This window comes from Sphingomonas bacterium (genome assembly GCF_903643035.1).
GTDB lineage: Bacteria > Pseudomonadota > Alphaproteobacteria > Sphingomonadales > Sphingomonadaceae > Sphingomonas.
This window is the reverse complement of record NZ_CAHJWW010000006.1, coordinates 1-14654: the sequence shown is the minus strand read 5'-3', so window position 1 is coordinate 14654 and position 14654 is coordinate 1. Positions and strand designations below refer to the sequence as shown.

The 14654-nt window shown below is 68.5% G+C and carries 12 protein-coding genes and 1 tRNA gene; 6 read left to right on the top strand and 7 right to left on the bottom strand.

Going from position 1 to position 14654, the window contains the following annotated elements:
- Positions 1-63 precede the first annotated feature (63 nt).
- Positions 64-660, bottom strand: a complete 597-nt coding sequence (locus tag HUV01_RS01000) for a DUF1989 domain-containing protein (RefSeq protein WP_174296463.1) — start codon at positions 658-660, stop codon at positions 64-66.
- Positions 650-1345, bottom strand: a complete 696-nt coding sequence (gene gntA / locus HUV01_RS00995; protein ID WP_174296462.1) for a guanitoxin biosynthesis heme-dependent pre-guanitoxin N-hydroxylase GntA — start codon at positions 1343-1345, stop codon at positions 650-652. The genes HUV01_RS01000 and gntA overlap by 11 nt, the downstream gene beginning before the upstream one ends.
- Positions 1346-1449: 104 nt before the next feature.
- Here gntA and HUV01_RS00990 point away from each other — a divergent pair, with 104 nt between their 5' ends.
- The 3 genes from HUV01_RS00990 (at position 1450) to HUV01_RS00980 (ending at position 3732) form a co-directional block, all read left to right on the top strand.
- Positions 1450-2202, top strand: coding sequence for a Crp/Fnr family transcriptional regulator (locus tag HUV01_RS00990; protein ID WP_174296461.1), 753 nt, complete (start codon positions 1450-1452; stop codon positions 2200-2202).
- A 215-nt stretch (positions 2203-2417) separates the two neighbouring features.
- Positions 2418-3557 carry an AI-2E family transporter gene (locus HUV01_RS00985; protein WP_174296475.1) on the top strand — a complete coding sequence of 380 codons (1140 nt, stop codon included), beginning with the start codon at positions 2418-2420 and terminating at the stop codon, positions 3555-3557.
- Between the two features lie 98 nt (positions 3558-3655).
- Positions 3656-3732: transfer RNA gene (locus tag HUV01_RS00980), tRNA-Asp, on the top strand.
- A gap of 98 nt (positions 3733-3830) precedes the next feature.
- On the opposite strand, the gene HUV01_RS00975 is transcribed toward HUV01_RS00980, so the two are convergent.
- From HUV01_RS00975 to HUV01_RS00965, 3 genes are read right to left on the bottom strand one after another with little or no spacing between them, the layout of a single operon-like run.
- Complete coding sequence (locus tag HUV01_RS00975; RefSeq protein ID WP_174296460.1) at positions 3831-5351, bottom strand: efflux transporter outer membrane subunit; 1521 nt, start codon at positions 5349-5351, stop codon at positions 3831-3833.
- Positions 5348-6892, bottom strand: a complete 1545-nt coding sequence (locus HUV01_RS00970) for a DHA2 family efflux MFS transporter permease subunit (RefSeq protein WP_302480012.1) — start codon at positions 6890-6892, stop codon at positions 5348-5350. The genes HUV01_RS00975 and HUV01_RS00970 overlap by 4 nt, the downstream gene beginning before the upstream one ends.
- Positions 6889-8265: an HlyD family secretion protein gene (locus HUV01_RS00965; protein ID WP_174296459.1), complete on the bottom strand. Its 1377-nt coding sequence runs from the start codon at positions 8263-8265 to the stop codon at positions 6889-6891. The genes HUV01_RS00970 and HUV01_RS00965 overlap by 4 nt, the downstream gene beginning before the upstream one ends.
- A gap of 508 nt (positions 8266-8773) precedes the next feature.
- On the opposite strand from HUV01_RS00965, the gene HUV01_RS00960 reads away from it, so the two are divergent.
- Positions 8774-9343 carry a DUF4142 domain-containing protein gene (locus tag HUV01_RS00960; RefSeq protein WP_174296458.1) on the top strand — a complete coding sequence of 190 codons (570 nt, stop codon included), beginning with the start codon at positions 8774-8776 and terminating at the stop codon, positions 9341-9343.
- Positions 9344-9406: 63 nt separating this feature from the next.
- Here the strand turns inward: HUV01_RS00960 and HUV01_RS00955 are convergent, their stop codons facing one another.
- Entirely contained in the window at positions 9407-10474 is a 1068-nt protein-coding gene (locus tag HUV01_RS00955; protein WP_174296457.1) for an NAD(P)-dependent alcohol dehydrogenase, read from the bottom strand.
- 126 nt (positions 10475-10600) lie between these two features.
- Positions 10601-11980: an MFS transporter gene (locus HUV01_RS00950; protein WP_174296456.1), complete on the bottom strand. Its 1380-nt coding sequence runs from the start codon at positions 11978-11980 to the stop codon at positions 10601-10603.
- 126 nt (positions 11981-12106) lie between these two features.
- On the opposite strand from HUV01_RS00950, the gene cyoA reads away from it, so the two are divergent.
- Positions 12107-13306 carry a ubiquinol oxidase subunit II gene (gene cyoA / locus HUV01_RS00945; RefSeq protein WP_174296455.1) on the top strand — a complete coding sequence of 400 codons (1200 nt, stop codon included), beginning with the start codon at positions 12107-12109 and terminating at the stop codon, positions 13304-13306.
- Positions 13307-13308: 2 nt separating this feature from the next.
- A partial coding sequence (locus tag HUV01_RS00940; RefSeq protein WP_174296454.1) for a cbb3-type cytochrome c oxidase subunit I occupies positions 13309-14654 on the top strand: 1346 nt, incomplete at its 3' end.

Sequence of the window (14654 nt, the reverse complement as noted above, 5' to 3'; positions counted from 1 at the left end):
GGCGTTCGCGGCCCGGCGATAGCCGGTCGACGGGTAGTAAGCGCCCTTCGACCGGCGCTGCGATCAGGCGACCTCGTATTCGATCGGCTTGAAGCTGCCGTTGTTGGACTGCAGCGCCGAACACGCGGTCAGGCCGATCACCAGGTCCATCTTCGCCTCGAACACGATCCGGTCGCCTGCGCGGCTCAGCGGCGGCTCGACGCGCAGCTCGCCGGTGGCGCCGTCGACGGGCACGTTCATGAAGCAGTTGAATGCGATCGGGATCATGTCCTCTGTCACGCCCCAGGACGCGAGCGCGGCGGCGAGGTTGCCGAAACAGCCCCGGTGCGGGTGCTCGTCGCCATAGATGATGCGGAACGTGTCCTTGCTGCACGGCGTCAGCAGGAAGTCGTGGCGACCGACCGTGTCCTCCACGATCTCCAGCAGCACGGCCGAGCGGTTCGAATAGATCGGGTCGCCGGTCGTGAGATACAGACGGCTGGCGTAATCGAGCGTCCGCCCCGACGAGATGACCTCCCGCACGTCGGCGCGGCTGAAGGCCAGCAGGTCCGCCACCTGCTCGCCTTGCGGATCGATCACGGACAGCCGCTGGCCGCGGTCGAGCGCGAAGGCGGTGCCCGACCGCGGCGGTATTACCTGGCGGACGGGATCAGGCCGCATCCGAAAAGTCCCGCCGGCCCGCGAACGGACAGCGCCAGTCCTCCTCGACGGCCCTGCCGCTGTATTGGCGCGCCTCCGATACCGTGCCGTGCCGGGCGAGCATCGGGTTGAGCGATCCCGCCAGCGCCACGTCCCGATCGAGGATCGATTCGCGCAGCTTCTCGTAACGCCCCTGCTCGCGCAGCTGCTCGAACTGGTCGTGCAGGTTGAAGACCATCGCCGGCACCTCGAACCGGCGCGCCGGGCGGCTGGCCTGCGGGTGGAGCCCGACGACGAAGAACGCCTCGCCCGCGAAGCTCAGCGAGAAATGCGGATCGTCCGGATCGTGACTGACGCGCGGATCGGACTTCTGTCCCAGCCACACGTCCTTGTCGGACAGCGACTGGATGCGGTTCCACAGGTGCCCTTCATACTCCTCCTCGTCCATGTCGCCCGATTGCGCGAACAGCACGACGAGCGTCTGGAACAGCTGAGGGTCGGCGCGGTACCGCCCCGCCAGCCCGAACAGCGCGGGATAGATCGCCATGTCGTCCCATCCCGAACGGATGTCGCGCGCCAGCTGGATCGTCATCGTGCCGCGGGACAACGCCGCCTTCGCGCCGACGCAGGGGAAGGCGGCATGTTTCACGAAATCGCGAAATCGTTGCGTCAGCGTTTCATCGGTGGAGTGATCTGATATCTTCATGGCTGTCCAACAGGTGGAAATCGCCTTCGTTGCAACCGCCGGGCCGCGGTTGACGCATATCAGGAGCAATTGATAGGGCGCATGGGGACAAGGGGCGGTTGACGATGGAGCTATCGGGGCAGCAGCGCGAGGACGCGCGCCGGTTCCTCCTCGGCCGACGCCGAAGCGAGCTGACGCAGGACGAGCGTGCCGCGCTGGCGGCGGTGCTGTCGGCGCGCATGGTCATCCCCGCCCGGCGCACGATCGTCCGCCGGGGCGAGGAGGTGCGGCACAGCACCCTGCTGGTATCGGGTTTCCTGTCGCGGTACATGGATGCGCGCGACGGCTACCGACAGATCGTGTCGGTGCAGGTGCCGGGCGATTTCGTCGACCTGCACGGCTATCCGTTGCGGCGGCTGGATCACGGCATCGCCACGCTGACCGAGGCGACGGTCGTCACCGTGTCGCACGAGGATCTCACCGGCCTGGTGAAACGGTTCCCGCATCTGGCACGGATGCTGTGGTTCTCGACGTTGCTGGACGCGGCGATGCACCGCGAGTGGATATTCCGGCTGGGGCGGCTCGAGGCGGCAGGCCGGCTGGCGCATTTCCTGTGCGAGACCTACGAACGACTGCGCGCGGTCGGGCTGGCGGCGGACGGGCGGTTCGAGTTCCCGCTGACCCAGCAGGACATCGGCGAGGCGTGCGGCCTGACCAGCGTCCACGTCAACCGCACGCTGCGCAGGCTGCGCGAGGACGGGCTGGTCGAGGTGTCGGCGCGCGAGGCGCGGCTGCTCGACATGTCGAAGCTCGCGGCGCTCGGCGAGTTCGAACCCGACTATCTCTACCTCGACGACGAGCGGCGATCCGTCCGCTGAGCCGTGCCGTGCGACCGCAGGTGCAGGTGCAGGTGCGGGTGCGGGCGCGGTGACGGCTGGCGAGCGTGGCGCGGGCGCGCTATCATGCCGGGGGCACCCGATCCGGGAGCTCGGCGGAGACGGGCGTGGCGGACGGGATCGCAGGCGGCAGCGTCGATGACCAATCCGGCGCCGGCACGGCCGGCGACGCGACCGCGGGTCCGTTCGCGCCCGGCATGCATGACACGCGGGAGTCGTCGCGCACGACCCAGCGGCGCGACCGGCTGCTCGCGGCGCTGACGCTTACCGCCGGCGCGGGCTTCGCGATCGGCCTTCCGTTCGCGCTGAAGGCCGGGGCCGAGTTCTTCCTGCCGACCGCCGCGGCGCTGGTCATCGCGATCGCGCTGGTGCCGGTGCTCGAATGGTTCGAGCGACGCGGGCTGCCCTCGCCGGTGGCCGCGCTGGTCTGCGTCCTGGGGTTCCTGGTGATCGCCAACGTCGCGCTCGCCGCGATCGTGGTGCCGGCGGTCGCCTTCTTCCGGCTGCTGCCCGAGCGGATCACGCGCATCCAGCACAATCTGGCGCCGCTGGTCGAACTGTACGGCACGCTGGTGCGCAACGCCAACCAGACGCTCAGCAAGCTCGCCAGGCTGCCCGTCCACACCACCACGACGCAGAGCGCGGTCGCGCCGCCCAGTTCGCTGATCGAGCTTGCCGCCACCTCCGCGCCGGCGGTGATCCTGCAGTTGTTCTTCGGCGTGCTGGTGGTGTTCTTCTTCCTGTCGGGCTGGACGGGGCTGCGGCGGCGCGCGATCGTCAACCGCGCGAGCTTCGGCGGCGCGATGGCGACCGCGCGGGTGATCCAGACGATGGTCGACGACGTGTCGGCGTATCTGGGCACGATCACCCTGATCAACCTGACGCTGGGCGCGATCGTCGCGTTCGCCTTCTGGCTCATCGGCATGCCGTTCCCGCTGATGTGGGGCGGGATCGTCGCCCTGCTCAACTACGTCCCCTATCTGGGGCCGATCCTGGCGGCGTTCCTGATGGCGCTGGGGGGTCTGATGACCTTTTCCGACCTGTGGTACGCGCTGCTGCCCGCGGCGGTGATGACCGGCTGCCACCTGGTGGAGGCGAACGTCGTGACGCCGCTCATCATCGGGCGCCGGCTGACGATCAATCCGGTGCTGATCCTGATCTCGCTCAGCTTCTGGGGATGGGTGTGGGGCACCGGCGGCGTGCTGCTGGCCGTGCCGTTGCTCATCATCCTCCAGGTGGTCGTCGGCGCGGCAGGCAAGCCCGACATCGCCGGCTTCCTGTTCGAGCGCGGCGCGCTGGTGCGCCATGCCGACGAGGCTGCGGGCTTCGCCCCCTGACGACGGCGGATGGCCGATAGCCGACCGCGGATGGCGACGACCGCGAGGGCGGAGCGGTTGACAGTCCCCCGACCCTCGCATAGGTGCGCCGCTCCCAAGCGGGTGTAGCTCAGTTGGTTAGAGCGCCGGCCTGTCACGCCGGAGGTCGCGGGTTCGAGCCCCGTCACTCGCGCCATTCCCTCGAACATTCAGGCGTCTCGAAGCGGTGGCCGCGTGCTTTACCGCGCGGGACAAGCGCCGGGGCCGTCCGGCGTCGCCGGCCGCACGCGCCGTTCAGGGCCGACCTACCGGTTTCGCACCGTTCCCGGCATCCACCACTCCCCATCCGAGCCCGAGGCTGCTCTGAAGCCCGATCCAGTCGGTGGTGAGCATCGCCTGGGCCTGCGCGAGGTTGCTCTGGGTCTCGACACGCTGGCGTTCCGCATCGAGCGCATCGATCAGCGTCGTCGTGCCGCCGCGGAACCGGATATCGGCCTTCGCCGCCGCGCGGGCCGCCGACGCGCTCGCCTCCGCGAGGCTGACGACGTTGTCACGCTGGTGTCCGAAGCGCGACAAGGCGTTCTCGGCATCGAGCAACGCCGACAGGATGGTCGAGCGATAGGACGCGCGCGCCTGGTCGAACCGTCCGCGCGACTCCTCTACCTGCGCCTTGACCATCGGGAAACCCAGGAAGTTCCAGGACAGCACGGGCGCCGCGAGCTTCAGCAGGTTCCCGCCGTCGAACAGGCCGGCGGCCCTGGTCGAGCCGTAGCCGATCGTGCCGTACAGGTTCACGGTCGGGAAATACCGCGCGATGCTGGCGCCGATGTCCTCGCTGGAGGCGGCGAGCCGGCGTTCCGCCGCCCGGATGTCGGGCCGGCGGCGCAGGAGGTCCGCCGGGCGGCCGATCGCGCTCTGCTCGGGCGGCAGCGGCAGTGGCCGCGGCGCCGCGAGGGCCGCATCGAGCGCGCCCGGCTCATGTCCGGCGAGCTGGGACAGCTGGTCGGTATAGACCTCCACCTGCCCCGCCAGCGGCACCGCTGTCGCCTCCGTTCGCTTCAGCTGGGCGAACACGCGCTCGACGTCGATATCCGTCGCGGTACCGCCGAGCCGCCGGCGCCTGGTCAGGTCGAGCATCCGCGCCTGCACCTCCGCATCGTGCCTCGCCAGCGTCAGGCGGGCCTGCGCATCGCGCAGGTTCACATAGGCGGTGGCTACGTCCTTGGTCAGCGTGACCTGAGCGTCCTCGAGCCGCGCCTGGCTGGCCTCCAGGCTGGCGCGCGCGGACGCGATCTGCCGGCGCGTGCCACCGAACAGGTCGACTTCCCAGGTCGCGAGCAGGCCGACGTTGTAGAGGCTGAGGTTCTCGGGAAGCTGCGTGCCCGATCCGCCGGACGCGCCGGCGGCCCCTCCACCCGCAGCGCCGCCCAGCGCGTCGTCGATCGAGCCGGGTATGCCGACCCGCGCATAGACCGCGTTCGCCCCGCCCTGGGGCAGCAACGCGCTGCTGCTCTCGCGCACGGTCGCGCGCGCCTCGCGCACGACGCCCAGTGCCCGTTCCAGCGTCGGGCTGTTCGCCAGCGCGTCCGTCTCGATGCCGTCCAGCGTATCGTCACCCAGGGCGAGCCACCATCGGGCGAGGGGCGGCTCGTCCGTGACCGGCGCGACGGCGGAGCGGCGATAGGCCGCCGCCGTTTCCGCCCGTGGCGCGACGCCGGGCGGCCCCCTGTAGGTCGGGCCGACCATGCACCCGCCAAGCAGCGCCAGCGCCGCGAGGGCGAACGGCGACCGGTGATTGTGGCGACGGGCTGTCATCCCGGCTGGCTCCCTTCCTTCGGGACCGGCTTCAGCAGCAATACCAGCGGCAGCGACGCCAGCATCAGGATGCCGAAGACGAAGAAGACGTCGGCAAAGGCGAGCGCGCTGCCTGCCGTCCGGAAGGTCGTGTCGAGGGCGGTGTAGGATTGCGTGAGCGCGGTGCCGGGATCGACCATGCCGATCTGCCCGGCCGCAGGCGCCACGCCGGCGGGCTGCGCGAGCGCCGAGTTCTGGGTCACGCCCTCGCTGAAGCGCGCGGCATGGAGCCAGGTCCGGTTCTCGCGAAGGATGGTGATCGTGGCGAGCCCCAGCGATCCGCCAAGGTTGCGCGCCGCGTTGAACAGTCCGGAGGCGTCCTCCGCCAGCTCCTTGGGCACGGCGCTGGTCGCGGCCGAGTTGAGGAAGACGAGGGCGAGATACTGGCCCAATCCGATGACCAGCATCGACACGACGAAGTTCACGCCGGACGTGCTGGGTGTAAGCCGTGCGTTCATCAGGCAACCGATGCCGTAGAACAGGAGCCCCATCCCGATCACGATCCTGATGTCGACACGTTTCTCGATGATCGGGAACGCCGCCATCAGCAGCAGCGACGGGATACCGATGATGAAGGTGACCTCGCCCGCCTGGAACGCGTTGTAGTCGGCGAGCTGGTCGAGGAACTGCGGGATCACGTAGCTGATCCCGTACAGCGCCGCGCCGACCGAGAGGCTGAGCACGAACACGCCGAAGAAGGCGCGTTGCAGAATGATCCGGAGGTTGATGACGGGTCGCCTGGCGGTCAGCTGCCCGACGATCAGCACGACGAGCCCCGTGATCGACAGCGCCGTCAGCCTGACGACCAGGGGCGATTCGAACCACCGCTCGCGCTGTCCCTCCTCGAGGATCACGGTGAGCGCGCCCAGGCTGACGGACAGGCCGACGATGCCCAGCCAGTCGGCCTCCGCGATGAGGCCGAGCTGCGCTTCCTCCTTGGGCAGGCCGACGACGAGCAGCACGAGCAGCGCGGCGCTGATCGGGACGTTGATGAAGAAGATGTAGTGCCACGAATAGATTTCGGTGAGATAGCCCCCGACGATCGGTCCCGCGACCGGTCCCACCACCACGGTGAAGCCGAACAGCGCGATCCCCTTGGCGCGCTGCCCCGGCGACAGCATCGTCGAGACGATCGTCAGCGCGGTGGGGATCATGGCGCCGCCAAAGAAGCCCTGGCCGATGCGTCCGAAGATCATGATGCCGAGGCTGCCCGACAGACCGCACAGCACCGAGGAGACGACGAACCCGATCGTGCAGACGATCAGGAACCGCCGCAGCCCCAGCAGCCGGTCGAAATAGCCGGCCAGGGGGATCATGACGATCTCCGCGACGAGATAGGCCGTACTGATCCAGGTGCCCTCGTTCGCGCTCGCCCCGATCTCGCCCTGGATGGTCGGCAGCGAGGCGCTGACGATCGAACTGTCGAGCGTCGCCATCAGCGATCCGAGCGTGCCGGCCGCGACCGCCGTCCAGGCGTTCCGGCCGCCGGAGTCCCCGCTCACCGACCGGCGCCGGGCTTGCGCTGGCGACGATCCGCATCGAGTTCGTGCCGGTCCTGCCGCTTGCGACCGTCCTCCAGACGATCGCCCTCGTCCTTCGTCGCCACCTTGTCCCGGCGCGCGCCGCGGGTATCGACCGAAACGCTGACCGACAGGCCGGGAACCAGCACGCGTCGCGCCTCCGGTCCGGCGTCCAGACGGATGCGCACGGCGACGCGCTGGACGATCTTGGTGAAGTTGCCCGTGGCGTTGTCGATCGGCACCTGCGCGAAGCGGCTGCCGGTCCCCGGCGAGAAGCTCTCGACGACGCCGTGGATCTCCTCGCCCGCCAGCGCGTCCACCTCGACCGTCGCCGACTGGCCGACGCGCATCAGCCCGATCTGCGTCTCCTTGAAATTGGCGACGAGATAGAGCCGGTCGACCGGGACCACCGTCATCATCCGCGTGCCGACCTGGACATACTGGCCGACCCGCACGGTGCGATCGCCGACCCGTCCGCCGATGGGGCTGGTCACGGCGGCCGCGTCGACGTCGACCTGGTTGGCCGCAAGCTGCGCCTGCGAGGCGGCGACCTGCGCCAGGCCCGACTGGATCTGGGCATCGTCGATCGCGATCTGATGACGAGCGGAGGCGACCTGCGCGTCGGAGGCCGCCAGCTGGGCACGGGCGGAGGCGACCTGGGCATGCGACTGGTCCAGCATGCTGCGGTTCTGCGCCAGCTTCTCGTCGGTCTCGGCGCCAACGGCGCTGAGCGGCGCGTAGCGGGCGACCTGGGAGGCGTTGAAGCGGTCGGCCGCCTCGTTCTGGCGCAGCATCGCGCGGCTCTGGTCCGCCTGCGCCCGCGCCTGGCGGATCATGTCGAACTGCTGGGTCCGGGTCGCCCGCGCCTGCGCGACGGTGGCGCGGGCCTGGGCGATCTGCGCGCGCGACCGCGCGGCCGTGGAGTTCTCGGTCCGCTGGTCGATCCTGGCGAGCAGCTGGCCGGCGCGGACCATCTGGTTGTCGCCGACGAGCACCTGCTCGACATAGCCCGCCACGCGCGGCGCGACGTTGATCTGGTCCGCGGCGAGATAGGCGTCGTTGGTCGACTGCTGATAGCGGCCGTAGTTGCGATAGTTGACGATCCACCAGACAAGCAGGATCAACGCCGCGACCGCCGCGACCGCCAACGCGATGCGCACCCACGGCTTGCTAAGCGGAGACGGCTTACTGTCCCCGGCATCTCCCTCGTCGGCGCCCCCGCCTCCCGACCCGTCGGCCTTGTCGCCGCCGTCCGCTTTCGGAGCGCCATCTTCCTTGTGCCCGGCCTCCCCCGTTCCAGCTTCGTTTGCGCCGGCCTCGTTTGCGCCGGCCTTGCCGTTCTCGTCAGTCGCCATCGGGCCAGCCTCCCGCTCGGTCGTCGACACCGGACGGACCGGCGTCGAGCCGCTGGCCTTCCTGCGAGGTCCTCGCCGCGAGAGGGCAGGGCGAGAGCGGATGCGGCATCGTAAAGCTGGCCAATATGGACCGCGTCTCCGGCGGACCGCACGAAACGAGGGCATGGCGACCAAGCGCGATGCCCGACCGCGGCTCTGCCGTTCGAAGCGCACCAGCCTGTCTCATGCGCGGCCAGTGCTTTCCCTGTCGCAATCGTGGAACGGCCATAGTCCAGTGAAGTAGTAAAATCTTGATCCAGGTCAATGAGGACACCTGCCGCGACCGGATCGCCGGCGCGTGATGGTGCCCTGTGGCGGCTGCAAGTCCGGGGTCGGCCGCGAGCCAGGCCGGACCCGATCGAAGCCGACGCCCGGCTCGGGACGGTCGTCGTGTGGTTCCGGTGTCGATGGAACATGCGTCTTGATCGAGCGATTGAGGCAGGTTCTCGCCAGAAGAAGGATGACCAAGATGAAGACCCTGACGATCGCGCTCGCGCTGGCGACGACCGCCTGCCTTTGCGTCCCCGCCATGGCGCAGGACACTGCCGCCACCACCGGCATGATGACGGCAAGCGATGTGGGCGTCGCCCCGCTGACCGGCACGTCGGCCACCGACTATGTCAAGATGGCGGCCGACAGCGACAATTACGAGACACAGGCGAGCAAGCTGGCGCTCTCCAAGAGCAAGGACGCGGGCATCAAGGCCTATGCCAAGGAGATGATCGCCGATCACGGTCAGACAAGCAAGGCGCTCATGGCCGCGCTGAAGAACGGCGACCGGACGATCACGGCCCCAGGCATGACTCTGTCAGCCGAGAACGCCAACAACATCGCATTGCTCAAGGGCGCACCCAAGGGCAGCTTCGACGCGCTATTCGTCCAGCAGCAGATCACCGCGCACCAGAAGGCGTGGGCGCTCCACAAGGGCTATGCCACGGACGGCACCGACCCCGCGCTGAAGCAGGTCGCATCGACGGCGGTACCGATCGTCGAGGGCCACCTCAGCCACGTGAAGACCCTCGCGCCCGCCGCGAGCTGAGCAGGAAATCGCGGCGGTCCTGCGTCCGGTTTCTGGCGAAGGACCGCCGCGATCGGTTCCCGTTCAGGCGGCGGCCTTCAGCGACTGCATGTCGATAACGAAGCGGTACTTCACGTCGCCCTTCACCATGCGGTCATAGGCGGTGTCGATCTGCGCCATCCCGATCATCTCGATATCCGAGACCAGATCGTGCTCGACGCAGAAGTCCAGCATCTCCTGCGTCTCCGCGATGCCGCCGATCAGCGAGCCCGCGATCGCGCGGCGTTTGAAGATCAGGTTGCCGACCGTCGGCGAGGGATGCGGATGCTCCGGCACGCCCAGCAGCGTCATCGTGCCGTCGCGCTTCAGGAGCGCGACGAAGGCGTCGAGGTCGTGGCTCGCCGCGACCGAGTTCAGGATGAAGTCGAAGCTGTTGGCATGCGCCTGCATCTGCTCTGCGTCCGTCGACACGATCAGATCCCTGGCGCCCAGCCTGATCGCGTCGTCGCGCTTGCCGGGCGATGTCGAGAAGACATAGACCTCCGCGCCCATCGCCGCCGCGATCTTGACGCCCATGTGGCCAAGTCCGCCCAGCCCGACGATGCCGACCTTCTGGCCGGGGCCGACCTTCCAGTGGCGAAGCGGCGAATAGGTCGTGATCCCGGCGCAGAGCAGCGGCGCGACGGCGGCAAGGTCCTTCTCGTCGTGACCGATCCTGAGCACGAACTTCTGATCGACGACGATGTGATCGGAATAGCCGCCGAACGTGTGCCCGCCGAGAACCGGATCGGGACCGTTGTACGTGCCGACGAACCCGGTCGTCTCGCAATATTGCTCCTCGCCCTCGGCGCAGGACGGGCACTCGCCGCAGCTGTCGACCATGCAGCCGACACCGACGATGTCGCCGACCGCGAACGCCGCGACCTTCTCGCCAACCGACTTCACCCGCCCCACGATCTCGTGGCCCGGTACGCAAGGATAGGATGTTCCCGCCCACTCGCTCCGCGCGGTGTGCAGGTCGGAGTGGCAGACGCCGCAGAACAGGATGTCGATCACGACGTCCCCGGCCTGGGGGTCGCGCCGTTCGAACCCGAACGGTGCAAGCGGCGTGTCCGCGGCGCCGGCTGCATAGCCCTTCGCTGGTGATGTCATGGCTGGATCCCGGAACTGAGCGGTGGATGGGACCGATATGGGGCTACGATGCCGACTTGCCACCCGCGTACGGCGATGTCCGCGCCCGCCCGCGTCGGTCCGGCCCGCCAGCGGGCGCCGTCCCCATCAGACGAGCCTGCGGGCGAACTCCCGGTTCACGTGCAGCGCCGCCAGCGTGCAGACCGCCCCCGACAGCAGGTATCCGCCCACCGACCACAGGCCGGCATGGCTCGCCAGCAGCAGCGCGGCGAGCGGCGCGAAGCCGGCGCCGAACAGCCAGGCGAGGTCCGAGGTGATCGCCGCGCCGGTGTAGCGGTAACGCTGGGCGAAGTTCGACGTGACCGCGCCCGACGACTGGCCGAACGACAGGCCGAGCAGCACGAATCCCACCAGCATGAACAGCACCTCGCTGCCCTCGCCGCCGTCGAGCAGCCGCGGCGCGACGATGCTGAACGCCGCGATCGCCGCCGCCGACACGCCGAGCAGCGTGCGCCGGCCGATCCGGTCCGCGATCAGCCCGGACGCCGCGATCGACACGACGCACACCGCCGCCCCTGCCGCCTCGATCACCAGGAAGCGCGCCGGCTGCTGCCGCGTGAACAGCGCGATCCACGAAAGCGGGAACACGGTCACGAGATGGAACAGCGCGAAGCTGGCGAGCGGGGCGAACGCGCCGAGCACGACGGTGCGCCATTCGGCGCGCACCGTCTCGCGGAAGCGCGAGGGCTCCAGCGCCCGGCTCTGGAAGAGTTCGGCATAGTCGGGGGTCGCGACGATGCGCAGCCGTGCGAACAGCGCGACGACGTTGATCGCGAAGGCGACGAAGAACGGATACCGCCAGCCCCAGTCGAGAAAGTCCTCCGCCGATAGCGTCGCGATGAAGAAGGCGAACAGCCCGCTCGCCACCAGCAGGCCGAGCGGCGCGCCGAGCTGCGGGATCATCGCATACCAGCCGCGCTTGCCCGCCGGCACGCCCAGCGCCAGCAGCGAGGCGAGCCCGTCCCATGTGCCGCCGAGCGCCAGCCCCTGACCGATCCGCAATAGCCCGAGCACCACCGCGGACGCCGCGCCGATCGAGGCGTAGCCGGGCAGGAAGGCGAGCGCCATCGTCGAGGTGCCGAGCAGGAATAACGCCGCCGTCAGCTTGACGCTGCGCCCGTAATGCCGGTCCACCGTCGTGAACAGCCACGTCCCGAACGGCCGCGCGACATAGCCCAGCGCGAAGATGGCGAACGACCAGGTCGTGCCCGTCAGCCGATCGACATAGGGGAAGACGAGCGCGGGGAAGACCAGCACCGAGGCGATTGCGTAGACGAAGAAGTCGAAGAACTCGCCCGTCCGCCCGATGATGACGCCGATCGCGATCTCGCCGGGCGCGACCTCCGAATGCCGCGAGTTGAGCGCGCGCGCGTCGCGTTCCAGCGGTCCGGAGGAGGGCTGTGGAAGCGATGCGGCGGGCTGGTCCCCAGCCTGGTCCGCAGCCTGGCCGGCGGTCTGAATGGTCATGGCGCGGCTCTCCGGTGCGCCGGACGGTTCCGGCGGCATGCGGCGCTATGCCTCGTTGTGCGGGCGGGGGGGATTGGACAAACTGTCCAATGTCGGGCGCTCCGGGCGCCTTCTATCTCGCGTCGCATGACGACCATCCCATCACCCGGCCCATCACCCGGCCGCCGCGGCCGCTGGCTCGCCGCGCTGCCGCCGATCGCGCTGCTGTCGGGTTGCAACATGGTGGTGATGCATCCGGCGGGCGACGTCGCGATCCAGCAGCGCAACCTGATCCTGATCGCCACCGGGCTGATGCTGCTGGTGATCGTCCCGGTCATGGTGCTGACCGTCCTGTTCGCGGTCCGCTATCGCCATTCCAATACCGAGGCGACCTATTCGCCCGACTGGGACCATTCCACGCAGCTCGAGCTGGTGATCTGGGCGATCCCGCTGTTCATCATCGTCCTGCTCGGCGCGGTGACGTGGACCAGCACGCATCTGCTGGACCCGTATCGTCCCGTCGGCCGGATCGCGCCCGGCCGCGCGGTGCCCAAGGGGTTGCAGCCGCTGGAGATCGATGTGGTGGCGCTCGACTGGAAGTGGCTGTTCATCTATCCAAGGCTCGGCATCGCGACGGTCAACGAGCTCGCCGCGCCGGTCGACGTGCCGATCCGCTTCCGGATCACGTCGACGACGGTGATGAACTCGTTCTTCATCCCCGCGCTCGCCGGACAGATCTATGCCATGCCGGGCATGGAGACCAAGCTCCACGCGGTCGTCAACACGCCCGGCGTCTATGCGGGGCAGGCGTCGAACTACAACGGCGCGGGCTTTTCCGACATGCGCTTCAAGTTCCACGCTCTGCCGCAGCGCGACTTCGATCGCTGGGCTGCGCTCGTCCGCGCCGGGACCACGCCGCTAGACCGCGCGCGCTACCTGGCGCTGGAGCGACCGAGCGAGAAGGTGCCGGTCCAGCGGTACGCCGCCGTCGCGCCGGGGCTCTACCCCGCGATCCTCAACATGTGCGCCAAGCCGGGGCAGACGTGCATGTCCGACATGATGGCCGCCGACCGCCAGGCCGACTCGCATGGCGCGCAGCTGGGCGCGAGCGGCAACCCGGATGCCGGCAACGGTCAGCGCAAGCCCGAGGGCGCGCTGTTCAAGGAAGGCAGCGAGAAGGGCAGCTCGCCGCACTGGAGCCAGGAACGCAAGCCCGTGCCTCCGCCGGGCACGCAGACCCGGCAGCCCAACCGCAACCGCGATTTCACGATGCTGACGCCCGGCGCCCCGCACGCTCCGCTCGCGATCCACACCCAGACCGATGCCGCACCGGCAGATAGGGCATGACGATGTTCGACCACCTCAACTGGCAGACGATCTTTGGTCGGCTCACCTGGGAGTCCTTTCCGCTGCACGAGCCGATCCTGCTCGGCACCTTCGCCGTCGTCGCGCTTGGCGGAGCGGTGGTGCTCGGCGCGCTGACCTATTTCAGGCTGTGGGGATATCTGTGGCACGAGTGGTTCACCAGCGTGGACCACAAGAAGGTCGGGATCATGTACATGATCCTCGCAATCGTCATGCTGCTGCGCGGCTTTTCCGATGCGATCATGATGCGGTTGCAGCAGGCGATGGCGTTCGGCGACAATCAGGGCTTCCTGCCCGCGCATCATTACGACCAGGTGTTCACCGCGCACGGCGTCATCATGATCTTCTTCGTCGCCATGCCGATGGTGACGGGACTGATGAACTTCGTCGTGCCGCTCCAGATCGGCGCGCGCGACGTGTCGTTCCCCTATCTCAACAATCTCAGCTTCTGGTTCACCGCGGCGGGCGCAGCGATCGTGATGACCTCGCTGTTCGTTGGCGAGTTCGCGAGGACCGGCTGGCTCGCGATGGCGCCGCTGTCGGGCACGGAATACAGCCCGGATGTCGGCGTCGACTATTACATCTGGTCGTTGCAGGTGGCGGGCATCGGCACGCTGCTGTCGGGCGTCAATTTGATCGCCACGATCGTCAAGATGCGCGCGCCGGGCATGACGATGATGAAGATGCCGATCTTCTGCTGGACGGCGCTGTGCACCAACGTCCTGATCGTCGCGAGCTTTCCCGTCCTGACGGCCGTGCTCGCGCTGCTGTCGCTCGACCGCTACGTGGGCACCGCGCTGTTCACCAACGAGCTCGGCGGCAACCCGATGATGTACGTCAACCTGATCTGGATCTGGGGCCACCCGGAAGTCTACATCCTGATCCTGCCGGCGTTCGGCATCTTCTCCGAGGTGACGTCCACCTTCTCGGGCAAGCGCCTGTTCGGCTATACGTCGATGGTCTACGCGACCGTCTGCATCACGATCCTGGCCTATCTCGTCTGGCTGCATCACTTCTTCACGATGGGATCGGGCGCGAGCGTCAACTCATTCTTCGGCATCACCACCATGGTGATCTCGATCCCGACGGGCGCCAAGATCTTCAACTGGCTGTTCACCATGTACCGCGGTCGCATCCGCTTCGAGCTGCCGATGATGTGGACGGTGGCGTTCATGCTGACGTTCGTGATCGGCGGCATGACGGGCGTGCTGCTGGCGGTGCCGCCCGCCGACTTCGTGCTGCACAACTCGCTTTTCCTGGTGGCGCATTTCCACAACGTCATCATCGGCGGCACGCTGTTCGGGATGTTCGCGGGCATCAACTACTGGTT

Bases quoted from the DNA above. Each gene is read 5' to 3' on its own strand.
- HUV01_RS00975 (WP_174296460.1), bottom strand. From the start codon at position 5,351: ATGACAGCCCGTCGCCACAATCACCGGTCGCCGTTCGCCCTCGCGGCG.
- HUV01_RS00990 (WP_174296461.1), top strand. From the start codon at position 1,450: ATGGAGCTATCGGGGCAGCAGCGCGAGGACGCGCGCCGGTTCCTCCTC.
- cyoA (WP_174296455.1), top strand. From the start codon at position 12,107: ATGACGACCATCCCATCACCCGGCCCATCACCCGGCCGCCGCGGCCGC.
- HUV01_RS00985 (WP_174296475.1), top strand. From the start codon at position 2,418: ATGCATGACACGCGGGAGTCGTCGCGCACGACCCAGCGGCGCGACCGG.
- HUV01_RS00955 (WP_174296457.1), bottom strand. From the start codon at position 10,474: ATGACATCACCAGCGAAGGGCTATGCAGCCGGCGCCGCGGACACGCCG.
- HUV01_RS00965 (WP_174296459.1), bottom strand. From the start codon at position 8,265: ATGGCGACTGACGAGAACGGCAAGGCCGGCGCAAACGAGGCCGGCGCA.
- HUV01_RS01000 (WP_174296463.1), bottom strand. From the start codon at position 660: ATGCGGCCTGATCCCGTCCGCCAGGTAATACCGCCGCGGTCGGGCACC.
- HUV01_RS00960 (WP_174296458.1), top strand. From the start codon at position 8,774: ATGAAGACCCTGACGATCGCGCTCGCGCTGGCGACGACCGCCTGCCTT.
- HUV01_RS00950 (WP_174296456.1), bottom strand. From the start codon at position 11,980: ATGACCATTCAGACCGCCGGCCAGGCTGCGGACCAGGCTGGGGACCAG.
- gntA (WP_174296462.1), bottom strand. From the start codon at position 1,345: ATGAAGATATCAGATCACTCCACCGATGAAACGCTGACGCAACGATTT.